We start from the raw sequence: 18683 nt of genomic DNA on the forward strand, positions 1-18683 counted from the left end.
GCACGCCCCCGTACGCCTCTTCGCACCACTCCACCCGACCGCCCGGAGGAGCCCGATGGACACCACCACGACCGCCGAGCCCGCGTCCGACCGCCTCTGGGAGGAGCTCGTCACCTCGGCGCTGCTCGGAACGGACCGGCGGGCACCCACCGGACTCGCCCACACGGCGCCGGGTGACGACACGACGGACGGCGACGCGGCGGTCGCGCTGCTCGACGCCGCCGCGCTGCACACCGTACGGCGCAGGGCGGGGCTGCGCCCCGGGCCCGCCGCGCCCCCGCCGGAGCCCGCGCCCGAGGACCCGCGCGCGCCGCTGCCCGAGGCGGCCCGGCGGCGCCTCGACCAGCTGCTCGCCGGGCGGACCGCGCCCGCGCCCGACGGGCGGCGCGGAACCGCGCCCGACCTCACCGAACTGCTCCCCCAGTGGCTGGCCCTCGCCGACCGGAACGGGTACAAGGCGCCGCCCGCCGCCCTGCCCGCCCTGCTCGACGCGGCCCGGGCCCGCACCGATCTGCGCGCCCCGGTCCTCCGGTTCGCGGGGCCGCGCGGCCTGTGGCTGGCCCGGCTCAACCCCGAGTGGCGGTTCGCCCTCCGGGGCGCGGGCGCGGCCGGCTCCCTCCCGTCCCCCCGGGACGCGGAGGGGGTGCGGGCCCTGTGGGACGAGGGCCTGTTCGCCGAACGGGTCGCCCTGCTCTCCGCCGTACGGAAGGCGGACCCGGCCGCTGGGCTCGCCCTCCTCGCCTCCACCTGGTCCGCCGAGCGCGCGGAGGACCGGCTGATGTTCCTCGACTCGCTGCGGGCCGGACTCTCCGACGCGGACGAGAAGTTCCTGGAGGAGGCCCTGGGCGACCGCAGCCGCAACGTCCGCGCCACCGCCGCCGAACTGCTCTCCGCCCTGCCCTCCTCCGCCCTCGCGGAACGGATGGCGGCCCGGGCCCTGACCTGCGTCGGCTTCGACCGGACGGCCGACGTGCCGACGATCGGCGTGGAGGCCCCGCACGAGTGCGACGCGGCGATGCGGCGGGACGGCGTCGTGGCGGTCCCCCCGGCGGGCCGGGGCGAGCGCTCCTGGTGGCTGGGCAGGATCGTCGAGTCCGCGCCGCTGTCCTGCTGGCCGGCCAGGTTCGGGGGGCGCGGCCCGGAGGAGGTCGTGGCCCTGCCGGTCGCCGACGGGTGGCGGGACGAGCTGCACGCGGCCTGGTGCCGGGCGGCCGTGCGGCAGCGGGACGCGGACTGGTCGCGCGCGCTGCTCGGTTCGCCCGCGACCCCGCCCGCTACGGGACCCGGCACCTCCTCGCTCGCCGAGCGGGCCCAGCTCCTGTCGATGCTGGATCCGGAGGAACGGGCGCTGTGGGTCGCCCGGTTCGTCGCGGCCCACGGCCTGTCGGAGGCGTTCCAGCTCCTCGGCGTCTGCGCCGTGCCGTGGGCGGAACCGCTCGGCGGTGCGGTGGTCGACGCGCTGGACATCGCGCGGGAGGCGGGCGGTTACCCGTGGAGCTTCAGCGGGGTGATGGGCCTCGCGGAGCGCTGCCTCGCCCCGGAGGCGGCCGGGCGGCTCGAACCCCTGACGGCCCGTCCGGACGAGGGCGAGGACACCGTCCCCGGCGCGGGCGGCTACTGGTCGGAGGCCTTCCAGCGCCTGGTCTCCACGCTCCGCCTGCGCGCGTCGATCCGCGCTGAACTCACGCCGCCCGCCTGAGGATCCGTACGGAGACGACGAAGGGCCCTCCCACGGGGGAGGGCCCTGGACAGCGAGGGGACGCGACGCGCACGGCCCGGATACTGCGCGCGCTCACGCGAACGGCCCGGGTACCGGGCACGCCACGCGAACGGCCCGAGTGCCGGGCACGGCCACGCGAACGGCCCGGGTAGCAGCAGGAGGCACGAACGACCCGAAGGCCAGGCGCGCGGACCGAATGCTCCACGGCCATGCGAACGGACCGGGGGTCACGCGCGGTCACGCGAACGGACCGGGGGTCACGCGCGGTCACGCGAACGGACCGGAACCGGGCACGCCCACGCGCGCGGACCGCGTTCTACGCGGCCACGCGGACGTTCGCGTTCACCCAGTCGACGATGGACGCCGTCGTCGCGCCCGGCGTGAAGATCTCCGCCACGCCCTTCTCCTTCAGCGGCGCGATGTCCGCCTCCGGGATGATGCCGCCGCCGAAGACCTTGATGTCCTCCGCGTCGCGGTCCTTGAGGAGCTCCAGGACCTTCACGAAGAGCGTGTTGTGCGCGCCCGAGAGGATCGAGAGCCCGATCGCGTCGGCGTCCTCCTGGATCGCGGTGTCGACGATCTGCTCGGGCGTCTGGTGGAGCCCCGTGTAGATGACCTCCATGCCGGCGTCGCGGAGCGCTCGCGCGATCACCTTGGCCCCGCGATCGTGGCCGTCGAGACCCGGCTTGGCGACCACCACGCGGATCGGACCGGTCACACCCATCACTGCCTCCACATGCGACCCCCGCGCCTCTTTGCCGGGGAGGTGAACGAACGTTATCCCCAGCATCCCGCAAGCGGCTGTTTCGCGGCAGCCACCGAGGGGGAAATCACACGTGGGACATGTTCGCTCCGCACCGTCCCCCGCTTCCGGGCCCTCCTCCTGGGCCCACCAGCCGCAGGCGGGGCCGGTCGCGAAGGGAGCCGCGACGAGGTCGCCGCGCCTCCGTGCCGCCGTCCGTGCGGCGCGGAGGCGCGGCGCACCGGCCACGCCGTCCGGCCCCCCATGCCGTTCGGGAGGCCGGCCATGGAGTTCGCCAAGGTCACCACCCTGATGAAGGCCACCGCCCTCGAGCTCGCGATCCTCACCGGCCATCTCGTCCTCTACCCCACCGGGATCGTGGCCGAGCGCCTCGCCCCCGCCCCGTCCGACGCTCCGGACGGAGGGCCGGACGAAGGGCCGGACGGGCGGCCGGGCAAGGGGCCCGCCCGGGGCAGGCGCCCCGTGCTGCTCCTGCACGGTTTCGTCGACAACCGTTCCGTCTTCGTCCTGCTGCGCCGCTCCCTCGCCCGGCACGGCCGTGACGGGATCGAATCGCTCAACTACTCACCGCTCACCTGCGACCTGCGGGCCGCCGCCGAACTCCTGGGCCGCCGGGTGGAGGAGATCCGCGCCCGTACGGGACACGCCGAGGTCGACATCGTCGGGCACAGCCTCGGCGGCCTGATCGCCCGTTATTACGTGCAGTGCCTCGGGGGTGACGCGCGGGTGCGGACCCTGGTCATGCTGGGCACCCCGCACGCGGGGACGACCGTGGCCCGCCTCGCCGCCGCCCACCCCCTGGTGCGGCAGATGCGGCCCGGTTCCGGGGTGCTGCGGGAGCTGGCCGGGCCCGCGCCCGGCTGCCGGACCCGGTTCGTGAGCTTCTGGAGCGACCTCGACCAGGTGATGGTGCCGGTGGAGACGGCCCGGCTCGACCACCCCGACCTGCTCGTGCACAACGTGCGGGTCAGCGGCATCGGCCATCTCGCGCTGCCCGTGCACCCGACGGTGGCCGCCGGGGTCCGCGAGGCGCTCGACGCCGACGCGCCCGGCCTCCCGGCCGGACGGGGAGAGGAGCCGGACGCGTCCTCCGTGGCCTGACCCCGCGACGCCTCGCGACGCCTCGCGACCGCCCGATCACACGACATCACCGCCGTCAACACAGATGTCGCCCGACCACGCGACACCCCCGTTCGAACTTTTCTCGAACACAAGGCCAAAGCTCTCTCCGCGAGCTGGTGAAACGCGACCGATTGCCCGTTTCCTGCGGCCGTCGCCCCCTCCGAAGATTGTCCGCCGCGCATACCGCCGGGTACAGTCGCGCCACTGCTTACCCCCGGGACACCCCTCGTCGGGCCCTCCCCGGACTGGTCCTGCTGCCGAGGCGAGAGAGACGTTGGTGAACGACCAGCACCCCCACGCCGGGTACGTCGGAGACGACGCCCACACCACTGGCAGCTTCGCCGCAGACCCGCTCTTCGGCACGTACCCCGAGAACCCGGCCGAACACAGCGGCCAGTGGGACCTCGGCACGTACGACACCAACGCGCAGTACGGCACCACCGGGCAGTACGGGACCACGGGGCAGTACGACACCGCGGGGCGGCAGTACGACACGACCGGTCAGTGGGACACCACGGGCCAGTGGAACGTCGGGACCCCCGCCTACGGGACCCCCGGTTCCTACGAGGTCCACGAGACCTACGAGACCGGCGCGGCGCAGTACGACACGACCTGCCAGTGGGACGCCTCCGCCTGGACCGAGGCCCAGCACACCGGCCCGTACGAGACCGCCCACTCCGGCGCGTACGCCGCCCAGGGCGCGTACGGCTACGAGGCCTACGACGCCACCGGCCAGTGGGCCGCACCCGCCTTCGCGACCGAGACCGAGACCGGCGCCTACGACGCGACCGCGTGGAACCACCCGGCTCCGGAGCCCGAGCCCGTCGTCCCCCACCAGTACACCCCGCAGAGCGAGCAACTCGCCGAGCACCCGGCCGAGTTCTCCTACGAGGACGCCGAAACCCCCGAGGCGGGCGCGGTCCACGAGGACGACGAGCCCTACGGGACCGGTGAGGCCTACGAGACCGGTGAGGCCTACGCGGCCGACGAGGCCTACGGAACCGACGAGGTCTACGCGGCCGACGAGGAACCCCACGGCGAGCCCGCCGTCGAGCTCCGTACCGACTCCCCCGCCGGCCGCCCCGTACGCCGTTCCTCCGGCGGCGGTCGCGGCCGTCGCCGTACCCCCGCCAAGCGGTCCGCGCTGCTGACCGTCGCCGTCCCCTCCGCCTGCGTCATGGGCGTCGCCGGCATCGCCGCCGCGTCCGTCGGCGGGCTCCCCGGCGCCGGCACCGGGGGCGAGAAGAAGGACAACACGACCGCGCTCGCCGCCGCCCCGGACGCCGTGAAGCCGGTCGTCGCCAACAACGCCTTCAACACCCAGCTCGACGCGCTCGACACCGACGCCCGCGACTTCGGCAGCCGCGTCAGCCGCACCCAGGAGCGCATCGACCTCAAGGTCCGCCAGGCGGCCGAGAAGAAGAAGCGCGAGGAGGAGGCGATCCGCAAGGAGGCGATGCGCCCCAAGTTCGCGCTGCCGGTGAAGCTCCACCGGCTCAGCGCGCGCTTCGGCCAGTCGGGCGTCAACTGGATGTCCGTGCACACCGGCATCGACTTCCCCGTGTTCAGCGGCACGCCCGTGATGGCCGCGACGGACGGCACCGTCCGCACCCAGCTGAACAGCGCGTACGGCAACATGGTGATCGTGACCGCCCCGGACGGCACCGAGACCTGGTACTGCCACCTCAGCAGCGCCAAGATCCGCTCCGGTTCCGTGAAGGCCGGCGAGGTCATCGCGTACTCCGGCGACTCCGGCAACTCCACCGGCCCGCACCTCCACTTCGAGGTCCGGCCGGGCGGCGGCTACGCGATCGACCCGCTGGCGTGGCTGCGCAGCCACGGCCTGGACCCGACGAGTTGACCCGCCGCGTACGCACGGAAAGAGGGCCCCGACTCCAGTCGGGGCCCTCTTCCGTGTCCGCGTACGTCCCCTACAGCTTCTCGACCGGCGCGTACCGCAGCAGCAGCCGCTTCGGCTTGTCGTCGCCGAAGTCGATCGTCGCCTGGGCGTCGGCGCCCGTGCCGGTCACCGCCGTGACCGTGCCGAGGCCGAACTGGTCGTGCGTGACCCGGTCGCCCACCTGGAGCGAGATGACCGGCTTCTCGCCGGCCCGCCGCGTGGCGAAGCCCGAGGGGCCGGAGCGCGCGCGGGAGGAGGAGAGCGAGGAGGTGATGCCCGAGGTAGGACCGGCGGGCTTCGCCATCGGACCGGTCCGCTTCCACTCCAGGTGCGTGGCCGGGATCTCCTCCAGGAAGCGCGAGGCCGGGTTGTACGAGGGCTGGCCCCAGGCGCTGCGCATCGCCGAGCGGGTCAGGTAGAGCCGCTCACGCGCGCGCGTGATGCCCACGTACGCGAGGCGCCGCTCCTCCTCCAGCTCCTTCGCCTGGCCGAGGGCGCGCATGTGCGGGAAGACGCCGTCCTCCATGCCCGTCAGGAACACCACGGGGAATTCGAGGCCCTTGGCGGTGTGCAGCGTCATCAGGGTGATGACGCCCCGGCCCTCCTCGTCCTCGTCGGGGATCTGGTCGGAGTCGGCGACGAGCGCGACCTTCTCCAGGAACTCGGCGAGGGTCGCGGGCTCCTCGCCCCGCTCCTGCTCGAACTCCAGGGCCACGGCGGCGAGTTCCTGGAGGTTCTCGATCCGGGTCTCGTCCTGCGGGTCGGTCGAGGCCTGGAGCTCGGCCAGGTAGCCGGTCCGCTCCAGGACCGCTTCCAGGACGACGGCGGGTCCGGCGCCGGACTCGACGACGGTGCGCAGCTCGTCCATGAGCGCGTTGAAGCGCTTGACGGCGTTCGCGGAGCGCGCGGCCATGCCGTACGCCTCGTCGACCCGCTTGAGCGCCTGCGGGAAGGTGATCCTCTCGCGGAGCGAGAGGGCGTCGATCATCGCCTCGGCGCGCTCGCCGATGCCCCGCTTGGGGACATTGAGGATGCGGCGCAGCGGGACGTTGTCCTCGGGGTTGGCGAGGACGCGCAGGTACGCGAGGACGTCCCGGACCTCCTTGCGCTCGTAGAAGCGCACGCCGCCGACGACCTTGTAGGGCAGGCCGACGCGGATGAAGATCTCCTCGAAGACGCGGGACTGGGCGTTGGTCCGGTAGAAGACGGCGACGTCCCCGGCCTTGGCCTCGCCCGCGTCGGAGAGCCGGTCGATCTCGTCGGCGACGAACTGGGCCTCGTCGTGCTCGGTGTCCGCGACGTAGCCGGTGATCCGCGCGCCCTCGCCCGCGTTGGTCCACAGGTTCTTGGGGCGGCGGGACTCGTTGCGCTCGATGACGGCGTTGGCGGCCGAGAGGATCGTCTGCGTGGAGCGGTAGTTCTGCTCCAGGAGGATCGTGGTCGCGTCCGGGTAGTCCTCCTCGAACTGGAGGATGTTGCGGATGGTGGCACCCCGGAAGGCGTAGATCGACTGGTCGGCGTCGCCCACCACGCACAGCTCGGCCGGGCCGAGGTCCTCGTAGCCGGTGCCGACCAGCTCGCGCACCAGGGTGTACTGGGCGTGGTTGGTGTCCTGGTACTCGTCGACGAGGACGTGGCGGAAGCGGCGGCGGTAGTGCTCGGCGACGTCCGGGAACGCCTGGAGCAGGTGGACCGTCGTCATGATGATGTCGTCGAAGTCCAGGGCGTTGGCCTCGCGCAGCCGCGCCTGGTACATCCGGTACGCCTCGGCGAGCGTCTTCTCGAAGCCGTCCTGCGCCTGGTCGGCGAAGGTCTCCTCGTCGATCAGCTCGTTCTTGAGGTTCGAGATCTTGGCGCTGAACGACTTCGGCGGGAACTTCTTCGGGTCGAGGTCCAGGTCGCGGCAGACCAGGGCCATCAGGCGCTTGGAGTCGGCGGCGTCGTAGATCGAGAAGGAGGAGGTGAAGCCGAGCCTCTTCGACTCGCGGCGCAGGATCCGGACGCACGCGCTGTGGAAGGTCATGACCCACATGGCGTTGGCGCGCGGGCCGACGAGCTGCTCGACGCGCTCCTTCATCTCGCCGGCGGCCTTGTTGGTGAAGGTGATCGCCAGTATCTGGCCGGGGTGGACGTACCGCGTGCCCAGGAGGTGGGCGATGCGGTGGGTGAGCACCCGGGTCTTGCCGGAGCCGGCGCCCGCGACGATGAGCAGCGGGGTGCCGGTGTGCACGACGGCGGCGCGCTGCTGCTCGTTCAGCCCCTCCAGGAGCGCGGCGGGGTCCACGACGGGGCGCGGGGCGCCGTCGCGGTAGTGCGCGTCCCGGGGCGGGGGCGCGTCGAAGTGCTCCCCGAAGAGGTCGTGCGGGACCTCCTCCGGGGCCGGGGAGCCCTGCTCGTCGTCCTCGGGATGGGGCGGGGGCTCCTCCGAGGAGTTCTGGAGACCGGCCAGGAAGCTGTCGTCAAAGAGGCTGCTCATCGCCTCACGAGTCTAGGACGCCGCACCGACATCCGGGTCCGCCTTCGGGTACCGGCCCGTGCGGCCGGGGTGCGGAACGGGTCACACCCGGGTCGCGGACCGCCGGGGCGGCTCAGGTCCAGAGGGTCGCGATGAAGATGTTCGCCGTGGTCAGGCCGCCGACGGCGGCGAAGAGGCCCTTGTCGACCTTCTCGTCGTCCCGCTTGACGTAGACGAGGCCGAGGATCACGACGAGGATCGCCAGCTTGATGCCGATCTTGAGGTTGTTCACGGTCTGGTCGTCGGCCTGGTTGAGGCCGACGAGAGCGACGCCCGTGACCAGCATGGTCAGCGCGCCGTGCAGCATCGCGGGGCTGAAGCGGGCCGTACCGGCTCCCATCGCCTTCATCTGGGTGAGGAAGCCGCCGAGGAGGGAGGCGATCCCGATGACGTGCAGGGCGACGAAGACATTGATGAGGACGTCCATGGGGCGGAGCCTAACCGGGCCTCCGGAGGCCCCCCGAGGGCGGGTCCACCGGCTCCCGACGCTTCGGTCGGCCGGTCGGCCGGTCGGCCGGTCGGCCGGTTGATCGGCCGTTCGCTCGGTCGGCCGGTCGCCCGTCCACGGGAGCGTCCCGCGAAACGTCCGCGCGTCCGCGTGCCCGTGCGTCCGCATACCCGTACGTCCGCGTGCCAGTGCGTCCGCGTGCCCGCACGTCCACGTGCCCGCGCGTCCATACGTCCATCCGACCGCCGGAACGTCCCCACCCCGTCACCCGGCGAAAGAGTTCGGTCCCTCATCTGTCACCTGACGCCAATAACGGTCATCCCGTCATCCAGGCGTGACCCCGGGCCTAGCGTCCTCCACCAGGTGACCGGCTCCCCACCACCGCCGGCAGGTCGGCGGTCGTCGGTCACCCCCGCCGAGAAAACCGGCGGCGGTCCGTCCCCCTGTGCGGGCCGCCGCCGGCCCGGCGGACCCCGTCCCCCAGGGAAGAGGATGTGACCCGCCCTCGTGGCATCGCACCGAAAGACCGCGCCGTCCCTCCTCGGTGGCCAGGCGGTTCGCACCGCCGCCACCCTCGCCCTCGCCTCCGCGGCGACGACGACGCTCTTCGAAGGGTCCGGACACGCGGACCCCCGCCCCACCGCCGCCCAGGTCAGGGCCCAGGTGGACCGGCTGTACGAGGAGGCCGGGGCCGCGACCGAGCGGTACAACGGAGCGAAGGAGAAGGCGGACGCGGCCCGCACCGCCTTCGACCGGCTGCGCGACGAGGCCGCCCGCAGGACCCAGCGCCTCAACGACGCGCGGGACGCCCTCGGGGCGGCGGCCGCCGCCCAGTACCGCTCCGGAGGACTCGACCCGACGGTGCGGCTCGTCCTCACCTCCGACCCGGACCAGTACCTGGCACGGGCCGCGTTCGCCGAACAGGCCGGCGACCGGCAGGCGACCGCGATCCGGGCCGTACGACGCGAACTCGGCGCGATCGGGCAGCTGCGCGGCGAATCCGCGAACCGCCTGACCGCCCTGCGCGGCCACGAGGCCGAACTGCGGCGGCAGAAGGCGACCGTCCTCGGCAAACTGGAGGCGGCCAGGACCCTGCTCGCCCGGCTGACCGCGGAGGAACGCGCCCGGTACGAGGCCGCCGTCACCGCCCGGACCGCCTCCGCCGTCCCGGCGCGGACCGGCGGGCCGAACACGCCCGGCACCACCACCCCCGTACGGGCCGACCGCTCCTCGGGCGGCGCACGCGGACCGGTGAGCGCCCCGAACTCCCGGGCCGCCCAGGCCATCTCCTTCGCCCGCGCCCAGCTCGGCAAGCCGTACGTCTGGGGCGCGACGGGCCCTTCCGGATACGACTGCTCGGGCCTCACCCAGGCGGCCTGGCGCGCGGCCGGCGTCTCCCTGCCCCGCACCACGTACACCCAGATCAACGCCGGGAAGCGCGTCTCCCGCTCCCAGCTCGCCCCCGGTGACCTGGTCTTCTTCTACTCCGGGATCAGCCACGTCGGGCTCTACATCGGCGGCGGCCAGATGATCCACGCCCCCCGCCCCGGCGCCCCGATCCGGATCGCCCCGATCGACGAGATGCCCTTCGCCGGAGCGACCCGCGTGGCCTGACGGACCCGGCAGCCGGGACCGCACCGGGTCGCGGACTCAGACCAGGCGGCGGGCGGTGGCCCAGCGGGTCAGCTCGTGGCGGTTGGAGAGCTGGAGCTTCCGCAGCACCGCCGAGACGTGCGACTCGACCGTCTTCACCGAGATGTAGAGCTGCTTGGCGATCTCCTTGTACGCGTAGCCGCGGGCGATCAGCCGCAGCACCTCCCGCTCCCGCTGGGTGAGCCGGTCCAGGTCCTCGTCCACCGGGGGCGCGTCCGTCGAGGCGAAGGCGTCCAGGACGAAGCCGGCGAGCCGGGGGGAGAAGACCGCGTCGCCCTCCTGGACCCGGAAGATCGAGTCGACCAGGTCGGTGCCGGTGATCGTCTTGGTGACGTAGCCCCGGGCACCGCCCCGGATCACCCCGATCACGTCCTCGGCCGCGTCCGACACCGAAAGCGCCAGGAAGCGCACCGGGTCCTCGGGCGCGCCGAGCAGGCTCGCGCAGCGCCGCAGCACCTCGACCCCGCCGCCGCCCGGAAGGTGCACGTCGAGCAGGACGACCTCGGGGCGGGTCGCGGTGATGACCGTGACCGCCTGGTCGACGTCGGCGGCCTCGCCGACCACCTCGACGCCGGTGATCTCGGTCCGGCCGATCTCGGCCTGCACCCCGGTGCGGAACATGCGGTGGTCGTCGACGAGCACCACCCGCACCCGGCGCCCGGCACCCGGCGTCGCCGCCCCCGGGTCCGTCCCCGCGTCCGCGCCCGCCCCGCTCCCGGTCCCTGCTCCGGTCCCGTCGCTCATCCGTCCGCCCTCTCCATCTCGAGCTCCACTTCGGTGCCGCCGCCCTGGGGTGACCGCAGCCGGGCCGTACCGCCGTTGCGCTGCATCCGGCCGATGATCGATTCTCGTACGCCCATCCGGTCCTCGGGCACGTCGTCCAGGTCGAAGCCCGGCCCCCGGTCCCGCACCGAGACGAAGACCGTGCGGCCGTCCACCTCCGCGAACACCTGCACCGCCCCTCCCTCGCCACCGTACTTGGCGGCGTTGACCATCGCCTCGCGTGCGGCCTGTATCTGTGCGACCAGTCCCTCGTCGAGGGGGCAGTCGCCGACGACGACCACCTCCAGCGGGACGCCGTGCTTGTCCTCGACCTCGGCCGCGGCCCGCTTCACCGCCTCCGCGAGGGTCTCGGGCTCCTCGTCCCTGCCGGTGCCCTCCGGCTTGTACAGCCAGTTCCGCAGCTCCCGTTCCTGGGCGCGGGCGAGCCGGCGCACCTCGCCCGGGTCGTCGGCGTTGCGCTGGATCAGGGTGAGGGTGTGCAGCACGGAGTCGTGGACGTGGGCCGCGACCTCGGCGCGTTCCTGGGCGCGGATGCGCATGGTCCGCTCCTCCGTGAGGTCCTGCGACATGCGGACCAGCCAGGGGCCGGCCAGCAGTGCTATGCCGGTGAGGACGGCGACGGCCGCGGTGAGGGCCGTGCCGAGCTGGGCGACCGAGCCGCGGACCACCACGAAGACCGCGAGGCCCGTGCCGACCAGGGCGACGCCGACGAGACCGCGGGCGAGCTGGAAGGCGCGTCTGTGCCGCCCGGGGTCGGTCCAGCTGGCCCGGCGGGCGTTGTCCGACTGGCGCCAGAAGACGGCGAGACCGATGCCGGTGAGGATGATGGGCCAGACGTACCGTCCCATCTCGCCGTCGAAGCTGGCGTTCCCGGCGACGACCGCGAGGCTCGCGGCGAGCGCGGCCAGGGCGAAGACCTGGCCCCGGTCGGGCTTGCGCAGCCTGCGGCGCCCGTCCGGGGTGGTCTCGAAGACGGGGCGCGGGGCGGTCCGCCCGCCGACGCCGAGCGGGACGACGATCCAGAAGACCGCGTAGAGCACGGCACCGAGGCCGTCCGCCATGGCGAGGACCGCGAACGCCGTGCGCACCCAGACGACCGGCAGTCCGAGGTGTCCCGCGAGACCGCGTGCGACACCGCCGAGCCACCGCCCGTCGGCGCTCCGGTAGAGCCTGCGCAGGGGCGGTTCGTCGGTCTCGGTGACACGAGCGGATACGGACATGCAGCGATCGTCACACGTCCGGCCCGCCCGGGACATCAGGGTCGGCCCTGAGATCTTCCCCGGTAAGGCATCGGGGAGAAGGGCCCTCCGAATATCAGGGTCGGGCCAGGGTCGTCCCCGGTGCCGCACGGCGTCACGGGCCGTCACCATGGAGGCATGACGAGTTCGACGCCTTCGCAGCACGAGGCCCCGCCGGCGGCGGAGGCCGCTCCCGCCACGCCGTTGCGGCGCTCGCGCGGAAGCAAGGTCGTGGGCGGGGTCTGCGGCGGCCTCGGCCGGTACTTCGACCTCGACCCGGTGATCCTCCGCGTCGTGGTCGGCGTGCTGGCGGTGACGGGGGGCTTCGGTCTGATCTTCTACGGCTTCGCGTGGCTGCTGCTCCCGCTCGCGGGCGAGGAGGAGAACGAGGGGCGCAGGCTGCTGACCGGCCGTGTCTCCGGCTCCTCCCTCGCGGCCCTGCTGATGGCGCTGATCGGCTGCGGGGTCTTCCTGTCGATGCTGCGCAGCGGATCGATGCTGGGCTCCTCCCTGCTGGTGGCGTTCGCGGCCTGCGGGGCGGCGGTCTGGTCCCGGCGGAGACGGTCCGGGGCGGTCGAGACCGAGGGCAGGACGGACACGGCGGCGGCGCTCGCGGTCGCCGAGGCCCCGCCCGAGACGAAGGCCCCGCCGCTGATCGAGTACACCTCCTGGTGGAAGGACCCGATCGTGAAGGACGGCTCGACCGGCAAGGTGGCCGTCGGCTATCTGTGGGGCCCGCACGGCGTCCTCGACGAGGACGGCAGGGTGAACGGCAAGGTGCCGAAGCCCGGAAGCCAGTGGGGTCCCCCGGACCCGACGCCCGGGCGTCCGACGCCCTCGGTCCGGAAGAGTCCGCTCTCCATCAGCGGTCTCGTCCAACTGCTCGCGATGGTGGCGGCCGGCCTCGGCACGGCCCTGACCTGGGAGACGGAGCCGCTCGGCACCAGCCTGCAGATCGGTCTGGCCGCCGCGCTCGGGGTGTTCGGCCTGGGTCTCGTCGTCAGCAGCTTCCTCGGCCGGACCGGGTTCGGCACGGTCTTCATGACCGTGGTCACGGCGGGCCTGCTCGCCCTGGCGACGGCGATGCCCGACCGGATCACCACGGACTGGGCCCGCGAGACGTGGGCGCCGGCGTCGGTCTCCGTCGTGCAGCCGCGCTACGAGCTGGGCACCGGGGTCGGCACGCTCGATCTGTCGCGGCTCCCGGTCCCCGCGGGCACGACGGTCACCACCGGCGCGGAGGTGGGCGCCGGGCAGCTCAAGGTGATCGTCCCGAAGGACGCGGTCGTGAAGCTGCGCGCCAAGGTGTCGCTGGGCGATCTGCGACTGCCGGGGCAGCCGCCCAACGACATCGACATCGCGCCGGACCGTCAGGAGACCCACACGCTCGCGCCGTCGGCCGGGACCGTCCCGGCGGGCACCCTTGACCTCTCCCTGGAGGTCGCACTCGGACAGGTGGAGGTCATCCGTGCTGCTTCATGAGTTCCGTCCCGGCCGGCTGCTCGTCGGCCTCACCGCCCTCGCCCTGACCGCCCTGTACACGGGCGATGCCACCGGGGCCTGGACGACCCCCTGGTACGCGATGGTCCCGGTCCTCTGCGGCGGTCTGGCCACGGCCGCCCTGGTGACCTGGGTCGCCTATCGAATACGGCGCCGTTCGGCGAGGAGCCGGTCCAGCGAGAGCACCGGGGCCCCGGCGAGCAGCAGCGGCAGCCAGGCCATCAGATAGACGAGGTCGTTGCCGAGGTAGTACGGCGACACCTGCCAGCTCACGGTCAGCCAGAGGCTCAGCGAGATCAGCGCGCCGCCGAGCGCCGCCACCCGGGCGAAGAGACCGAAGAGGGTCCCGAGCCCGACGGCGAGTTCTCCGAAGGCGATGGCGTATCCGAAGCCGGCGGGGTTCTCGAGGGCGAGGTCGACGAGGGCGGGGATCGCGGAACTGTCCCGGACGCCACGCATCGTCTCGCCGATGGATCCGCTGCCGGTGTCGGCGAAGAAGGCGGAGTCGGTGAGCTTGTCGAGCCCGGCGTAGACGAACGTGACCCCGAGGAAGATCCGCAGAGGAAGGAGGGCGTAACGGGAGGCGAGGGCCTTCCAGGCACCGGATCCGTCACCACTGCCGGGGCCCCCGGAACCGGCGGGGCGCCCGGAGCCGCTGGATGCCGCGTAGCCACCGGGGTCTGCGGGGCCGCTGGAGCCCGCATTGCCACCAGGGCCCCCGGGACCCCCGGGGCCTGTGTAGCCGCCGGAGTCTGTGTAGCTACCGGGGCCACCAGAAGCACCGGACCCCCCGGAGCCGCCGGGGCCGCTCCTCGTGCTGCCGGTGCCGTCGTCGGGGGCCCTGTCGTCGCCCCGGTCCGTCTGTCCCGTCATCGCCGGTCACCTCTCACGCCCCGTACGGCTGCTCGCTGAACGATTCTCCTCCGAGTGGGGCCCCGGGGGCGCGAGGAGAGGGCCGGACGGTCAGTCCACGACGTCGATCGTGACCCGGTTGGTCTCCACGCCCGCCGCCGTCACGACCGAGACCTCGGCCCGGCCCGGTTCCACGTCGGCCGGGAGGGGGACGGTCAGGGCGGTGTCGGTGGGGTTGGCGAAGCCGCCCGGGACCGGGACCAGGGGGACATGGGCGTGGACGGGGCCGATGCGGACGACGAGGCGGGTCAGCGGGTCGGGGGCGCCCGCGCCCGGCGGGACGAAGCCGCGGCCGCGGATCTCGATGTCGTCGCCCGTGCGGATCGGGGCGTCGAGGTCGCCCGCCTCCCGGGACCGGACCACGGAGTGGATCGTGGGGCGGACGCCCTCGGCGCGCTTCGCGGCGAGGTGCCAGGCCGCCGAGACGGCGAGGAGGAGCACGAGGGACCAGGGGACCTCGGGGAGCCGGGCGGGGTCGTGGGCGAGTCCGGCGGCCGCGAGGGCGAGGACGGCGCCGGAGACCAGGAGGTACTGGACGTCGGCGAGGCAGGCGCGGCCGTCGTCGTCGCAGAGGAGGTCGGCGGCGCGGGGGCGGTCGGCGAGCACCTTCTGGAGGCGGCCCGCCGCGATCCCGGTGGTGACGACGAGGCGGGCGACGACGGTGACGGCCGCCACCAGGGCCAGGGCGGTGAGCAGGCCGGCGGCCCGGGGCAGGCCGAAGGCGGTCGTGGGGCCGGCCGTGGCGGGTGGGCGGAGGACGAGGAGCCGGACGGTCAGGAAGAGGAGGGAGAAGGAGAGGAGCAGGAGCCAGGCGGCGGCGACGGCGCGGGTGGTGGAGAGCCGGTTGTCCTCGCCGGTCAGGGGCGCGAGGAGGCCGCCGCGCTCCCGGTGGGTGTGGGCGGCGGCGCTGAGGAGGGCGGCGAGGACCAGGGCGGTGCAGAGGCCGGCCGTGCGGGCGGCGGTCCAGCCGGCCCCGACGGCGGTGAGGGCCTGGCCGAGGAGGAGGGCGAGGACGGCGCCCCAGACGGCGCGGAGGGCGCCGCGCCGGACCCGGTCGAGCCGGGCGGGACCGGCCTCCCGACCGTGTGCGGTGACCGCGCGGGCGGACTGGGCGAGTTCGTCGGAGACCCACTGGCGGGCGGCGACCGGGGAGTGGGCGACGGCGGCGGGGACGCCGTGTCCGGCGGCGAGTTCGTCGCGCCGGGCGAGGAAGGCGGCGACCGCGCGCCGGTGGCCGGTCCGCCCGCAGTGGGCGCAGTCGGCGCGTGCCGTCGCGTGCTCGCCGTACTGTCTCGCCTCTTGAACCGCCACGGTGCTCACTTCCCGCGCTCGCTCCACGACGCGTGTGCCGGTGCGTTCGGGTGCGTCCCGGGGTGCCGTGGAGGGCCAACGTGCCGTTGGTTCCACGGAATTGTGCCGTACCGGGGGTTCTCGTGAAGGCCGCGTGCGCCCCGCTCAGGAGTGATTGCCGTGTCGTCGGATTGACGTACAGAAGGGTGAAGCGATGGTGTTACGACAGGAGTTCGGGCTCCGCTCGGCTGATCCTGCGCCAGAGGGGCTGGTAGTTGATCCAGGCGACGAGGTCGTTGCCGAGCTGTTCGCGGGTGGCGACGGCGTCGTGGTGGTCGATCAGGACCGGTTTTCCGGCCGCGCGGGCGGTCAGCTGGATGCGGGCGCAGCGTTCCAGGGCGATGAACCACCAGGCGGCCGCGTCGACGGAGGTGCCGACGGTGAGCGGGCCGTGGTTGCGGAGCACGATCGCCTTGGAGGTGCCGAGGGCGACGGCGATCCGGCGTCCCTCCTCCGGGTTCACGGTGACGCCGGTGTAGGCGTCGTAGAGGACGTGGTCCTGGTAGAAGGCGCAGGCCTCCTGGGTGAGCGGGTCGAGGAGTTCGCCGAGAGCGGCGAGCGCCCGGCCGTGGAGGGAGTGGGTGTGGACGACGGCGACGGCGTCGGGCCGGGCCCGGTGGACCTGGGCGTGGACGGTGAAGGCGGCCTGGTTGACGTGCCGGCCGCCGTGGAGGACCTGCCCGTCGCCGTTGACCAGGATGAGGTCGCTCGCGGTCGTCTCGGCGAACGGCGCCCCGAAGGGGTTCACCCAGAAGCAGTCGGGGAGCTCCGGGTCGCGGGCGGTGATGTGGCCCGAGACGCCCTCCTCGTACCCGAACCGTCCGAAGAGCCGGAGGGCGCCCGCGAGCCGCTGTTTGCGGTGGACGCGTTCCTCCTCGGCCGTCGCGTGGACGGGCGGCATGGCGAAGTGGAGCCGGTCGAGGGGGACGGGGTCCGGTATCACGCTCATGCGCCGGAAGGTAGTGCCCGGCCGGTCGGGTCACCAGAGCCCGGACACGACGAAACCGCCGAACGGGCGCCCCGGCGCGACGAAACCGCCCGGCCGGCGTCCCGACGCGACGAAACCGCCGCCCCGGTCGTGCGGGGCGGCGGTTTCAGGCGCGTGCGGGAGCGGTCACTCCCACTCGATGGTGCCCGGCGGCTTGCTGGTGACGTCGAGGACGACGCGGTTCACGTCGGCGACCTCGTTGGTGATGCGGGTCGAGATCTTGGCGAGCACCTCGTAGGGCAGGCGCGACCAGTCGGCCGTCATGGCGTCCTCGGAGGAGACGGGACGCAGCACGATCGGGTGGCCGTAGGTGCGGCCGTCGCCCTGGACGCCCACGGAGCGCACGTCGGCGAGCAGCACGACCGGGCACTGCCAGATGTCGCGGTCGAGACCGGCGGCCGTCAGCTCCTCGCGGGCGATGGCGTCGGCCTCGCGCAGCAGGTCCAGGCGCTCCTTGGTGACCTCGCCGACGATGCGGATGCCGAGGCCGGGGCCGGGGAAGGGCTGGCGCTGGACGATCTCGTCGGGCAGGCCGAGCTCCTGGCCGACCATGCGGACCTCGTCCTTGAAGAGCTGGCGCAGCGGCTCGACGAGCTCGAACTCGATGTCGTCGGGCAGGCCGCCGACGTTGTGGTGGGACTTGATGTTGGCGGTGCCGGTGCCGCCGCCGGACTCGACGATGTCCGGGTAGAGCGTGCCCTGGACGAGGAAGGCGACCTCGGGGCCGTCCTCCTGGAGGATCTCCAGCTGCGCCTGCTCGAAGACGCGGATGAACTCGCGGCCGATGATCTTCCGCTTGGTCTCCGGGTCGGAGACGCCGGCGAGGGCGGTGAGGAAGCGCTCCTGCGCGTCGACGACCTTGAGGTTGACGCCGGTGGAGGCGACGAAGTCCTTCTCCACCTGCTCGGTCTCGTTCTTGCGCATCAGGCCGTGGTCGACGTACACGCAGGTGAGCTGCGAGCCGATGGCCTTCTGCACGAGGGCGGCGGCCACGGCGGAGTCGACGCCGCCGGAGAGGCCGCAGATCGCGCGCTTGGTGCCGACCTGGGCGCGGATGGCCGCGACCTGCTCCTCGATCACGTTGCCGGTGGTCCAGCTCGGCTCGATGCCGGCGCCCCGGTAGAGGAAGTGCTCCAGGATCTGCTGGCCGTGCGTGGAGTGCAGCACCTCGGGGTGGTACTGGACGCCGTACAGCTTCTTCTCGTCGTTCTCGAAGGCGGCGACCGGCACGACGTCCGTGGAGGCGGTGACGGAGAAGCCCTCGGGGGCGGCGGAGCAGGCGTCGCCGTGCGACATCCACACCGACTGCTCGACCGGGGTGCCCTCGAAGAGGGTGGAGCCGGCCTTGGAGACGTGCAGCGGGGTGCGGCCGTACTCGCGGGCGCCGGTGTTGTCGACGGTGCCGCCGAGGGTCGTCGCCATCAGCTGGAAGCCGTAGCACATGCCGAAGACGGGGACGCCCGCCTCGAAGAGCGCGCGGTCGAGACGGGGGGCGTTCTCCGCGTACACGGAGGACGGGCCGCCGGAGAGGATGATCGCCTTCGGGTTCTTGGCCAGCATCTCGGCCACCGGCATGGTGGACGGGACGATCTCGCTGTAGACCCGGGCCTCACGGACGCGGCGGGCGATGAGCTGGGCGTACTGGGCGCCGAAGTCGACAACGAGGACTACGTCCGGGTTGGAGACGTCGGGCGCGGCAGCGGGGGTCGCTGATGACACTACGGCGGCCTTCCGGCGGTAGGAGAGGGTCCCTCGAAAGGGGTGCTATTTGTCGATTCTACCGGCGCGCCG

Annotated in this window: 13 protein-coding genes and 1 pseudogene; 5 read left to right on the top strand and 9 right to left on the bottom strand. The window is 73.3% G+C overall.

The genetic code is table 11. The annotated features are described in order from the left end of the window. The first annotated feature begins 55 nt into the window (after positions 1-55). Positions 56-1699 (top strand): DUF5691 domain-containing protein, encoded by a 1644-nt coding sequence (locus ACIQD7_RS18260; protein ID WP_402442717.1) that lies wholly within the window; start codon positions 56-58, stop codon positions 1697-1699. A gap of 337 nt (positions 1700-2036) precedes the next feature. Here ACIQD7_RS18260 and ACIQD7_RS18265 read toward each other — a convergent pair whose 3' ends face one another. Next, complete coding sequence (locus ACIQD7_RS18265) at positions 2037-2444, bottom strand: cobalamin B12-binding domain-containing protein (RefSeq protein ID WP_030209190.1); 408 nt, start codon at positions 2442-2444, stop codon at positions 2037-2039. 303 nt (positions 2445-2747) lie between these two features. On the opposite strand from ACIQD7_RS18265, the gene ACIQD7_RS18270 reads away from it, so the two are divergent. Together ACIQD7_RS18270 and ACIQD7_RS18275 are read left to right on the top strand one after the other, a co-directional pair. After that, positions 2748-3584, top strand: coding sequence for an alpha/beta fold hydrolase (locus tag ACIQD7_RS18270; RefSeq protein WP_391052170.1), 837 nt, complete (start codon positions 2748-2750; stop codon positions 3582-3584). A 298-nt stretch (positions 3585-3882) separates the two neighbouring features. Beyond that, positions 3883-5466 carry a M23 family metallopeptidase gene (locus ACIQD7_RS18275; protein ID WP_402442719.1) on the top strand — a complete coding sequence of 528 codons (1584 nt, stop codon included), beginning with the start codon at positions 3883-3885 and terminating at the stop codon, positions 5464-5466. A 70-nt stretch (positions 5467-5536) separates the two neighbouring features. Here the strand turns inward: ACIQD7_RS18275 and pcrA are convergent, their stop codons facing one another. Further along, positions 5537-7981, bottom strand: a complete 2445-nt coding sequence (gene pcrA / locus ACIQD7_RS18280) for a DNA helicase PcrA (RefSeq protein ID WP_121832911.1) — start codon at positions 7979-7981, stop codon at positions 5537-5539. A 112-nt stretch (positions 7982-8093) separates the two neighbouring features. Continuing rightward, entirely contained in the window at positions 8094-8447 is a 354-nt protein-coding gene (locus ACIQD7_RS18285) for a hypothetical protein (RefSeq protein ID WP_121832912.1), read from the bottom strand. Between the two features lie 528 nt (positions 8448-8975). Here ACIQD7_RS18285 and ACIQD7_RS18290 point away from each other — a divergent pair. Then, positions 8976-10082 (top strand): C40 family peptidase, encoded by a 1107-nt coding sequence (locus tag ACIQD7_RS18290; protein ID WP_161374854.1) that lies wholly within the window; start codon positions 8976-8978, stop codon positions 10080-10082. A 36-nt stretch (positions 10083-10118) separates the two neighbouring features. Here the strand turns inward: ACIQD7_RS18290 and ACIQD7_RS18295 are convergent, their stop codons facing one another. Together ACIQD7_RS18295 and ACIQD7_RS18300 are read right to left on the bottom strand one after the other, a co-directional pair. Continuing rightward, positions 10119-10865, bottom strand: coding sequence for a LuxR C-terminal-related transcriptional regulator (locus tag ACIQD7_RS18295; RefSeq protein WP_402442721.1), 747 nt, complete (start codon positions 10863-10865; stop codon positions 10119-10121). Beyond that, positions 10862-12124 carry a PspC domain-containing protein gene (locus tag ACIQD7_RS18300; RefSeq protein ID WP_402442723.1) on the bottom strand — a complete coding sequence of 421 codons (1263 nt, stop codon included), beginning with the start codon at positions 12122-12124 and terminating at the stop codon, positions 10862-10864. The genes ACIQD7_RS18295 and ACIQD7_RS18300 overlap by 4 nt, the downstream gene beginning before the upstream one ends. Positions 12125-12280: 156 nt before the next feature. Between ACIQD7_RS18300 and ACIQD7_RS18305 the strand changes: the two genes are divergently transcribed. Next, positions 12281-13624 carry a PspC domain-containing protein gene (locus ACIQD7_RS18305; protein ID WP_402442725.1) on the top strand — a complete coding sequence of 448 codons (1344 nt, stop codon included), beginning with the start codon at positions 12281-12283 and terminating at the stop codon, positions 13622-13624. Between the two features lie 156 nt (positions 13625-13780). Here ACIQD7_RS18305 and ACIQD7_RS18310 read toward each other — a convergent pair. The 4 genes and pseudogenes from ACIQD7_RS18310 to guaA all read right to left on the bottom strand — a co-directional run. Then, positions 13781-14254, bottom strand: a pseudogene (locus tag ACIQD7_RS18310) (DoxX family protein); the annotation flags it as partial. A 351-nt stretch (positions 14255-14605) separates the two neighbouring features. Next, entirely contained in the window at positions 14606-15865 is a 1260-nt protein-coding gene (locus ACIQD7_RS18315) for a hypothetical protein (protein WP_402443278.1), read from the bottom strand. A 199-nt stretch (positions 15866-16064) separates the two neighbouring features. Then, positions 16065-16853, bottom strand: a complete 789-nt coding sequence (locus tag ACIQD7_RS18320; protein ID WP_402442726.1) for a class II aldolase/adducin family protein — start codon at positions 16851-16853, stop codon at positions 16065-16067. Positions 16854-17018: 165 nt separating this feature from the next. Beyond that, on the bottom strand, positions 17019-18611 hold the full coding sequence (gene guaA / locus ACIQD7_RS18325) for a glutamine-hydrolyzing GMP synthase (protein ID WP_402442728.1): 1593 nt from the start codon (positions 18609-18611) through the stop codon (positions 17019-17021). Positions 18612-18683: the final 72 nt, after the last annotated feature.

The organism is Streptomyces sp. NPDC093071, from assembly GCF_044754545.1.
Classification (GTDB): domain Bacteria; phylum Actinomycetota; class Actinomycetes; order Streptomycetales; family Streptomycetaceae; genus Streptomyces.

Excerpts from the sequence above, each read along its gene's own strand:
- ACIQD7_RS18265 (WP_030209190.1), bottom strand. The coding sequence starts at position 2,444 with ATGGGTGTGACCGGTCCGATCCGCGTGGTGGTCGCCAAGCCGGGTCTC.
- ACIQD7_RS18300 (WP_402442723.1), bottom strand. The coding sequence starts at position 12,124 with ATGTCCGTATCCGCTCGTGTCACCGAGACCGACGAACCGCCCCTGCGC.
- pcrA (WP_121832911.1), bottom strand. The coding sequence starts at position 7,981 with ATGAGCAGCCTCTTTGACGACAGCTTCCTGGCCGGTCTCCAGAACTCC.
- ACIQD7_RS18295 (WP_402442721.1), bottom strand. The coding sequence starts at position 10,865 with ATGAGCGACGGGACCGGAGCAGGGACCGGGAGCGGGGCGGGCGCGGAC.
- ACIQD7_RS18270 (WP_391052170.1), top strand. The coding sequence starts at position 2,748 with ATGGAGTTCGCCAAGGTCACCACCCTGATGAAGGCCACCGCCCTCGAG.
- ACIQD7_RS18320 (WP_402442726.1), bottom strand. The coding sequence starts at position 16,853 with ATGAGCGTGATACCGGACCCCGTCCCCCTCGACCGGCTCCACTTCGCC.
- ACIQD7_RS18305 (WP_402442725.1), top strand. The coding sequence starts at position 12,281 with ATGACGAGTTCGACGCCTTCGCAGCACGAGGCCCCGCCGGCGGCGGAG.
- ACIQD7_RS18260 (WP_402442717.1), top strand. The coding sequence starts at position 56 with ATGGACACCACCACGACCGCCGAGCCCGCGTCCGACCGCCTCTGGGAG.
- ACIQD7_RS18285 (WP_121832912.1), bottom strand. The coding sequence starts at position 8,447 with ATGGACGTCCTCATCAATGTCTTCGTCGCCCTGCACGTCATCGGGATC.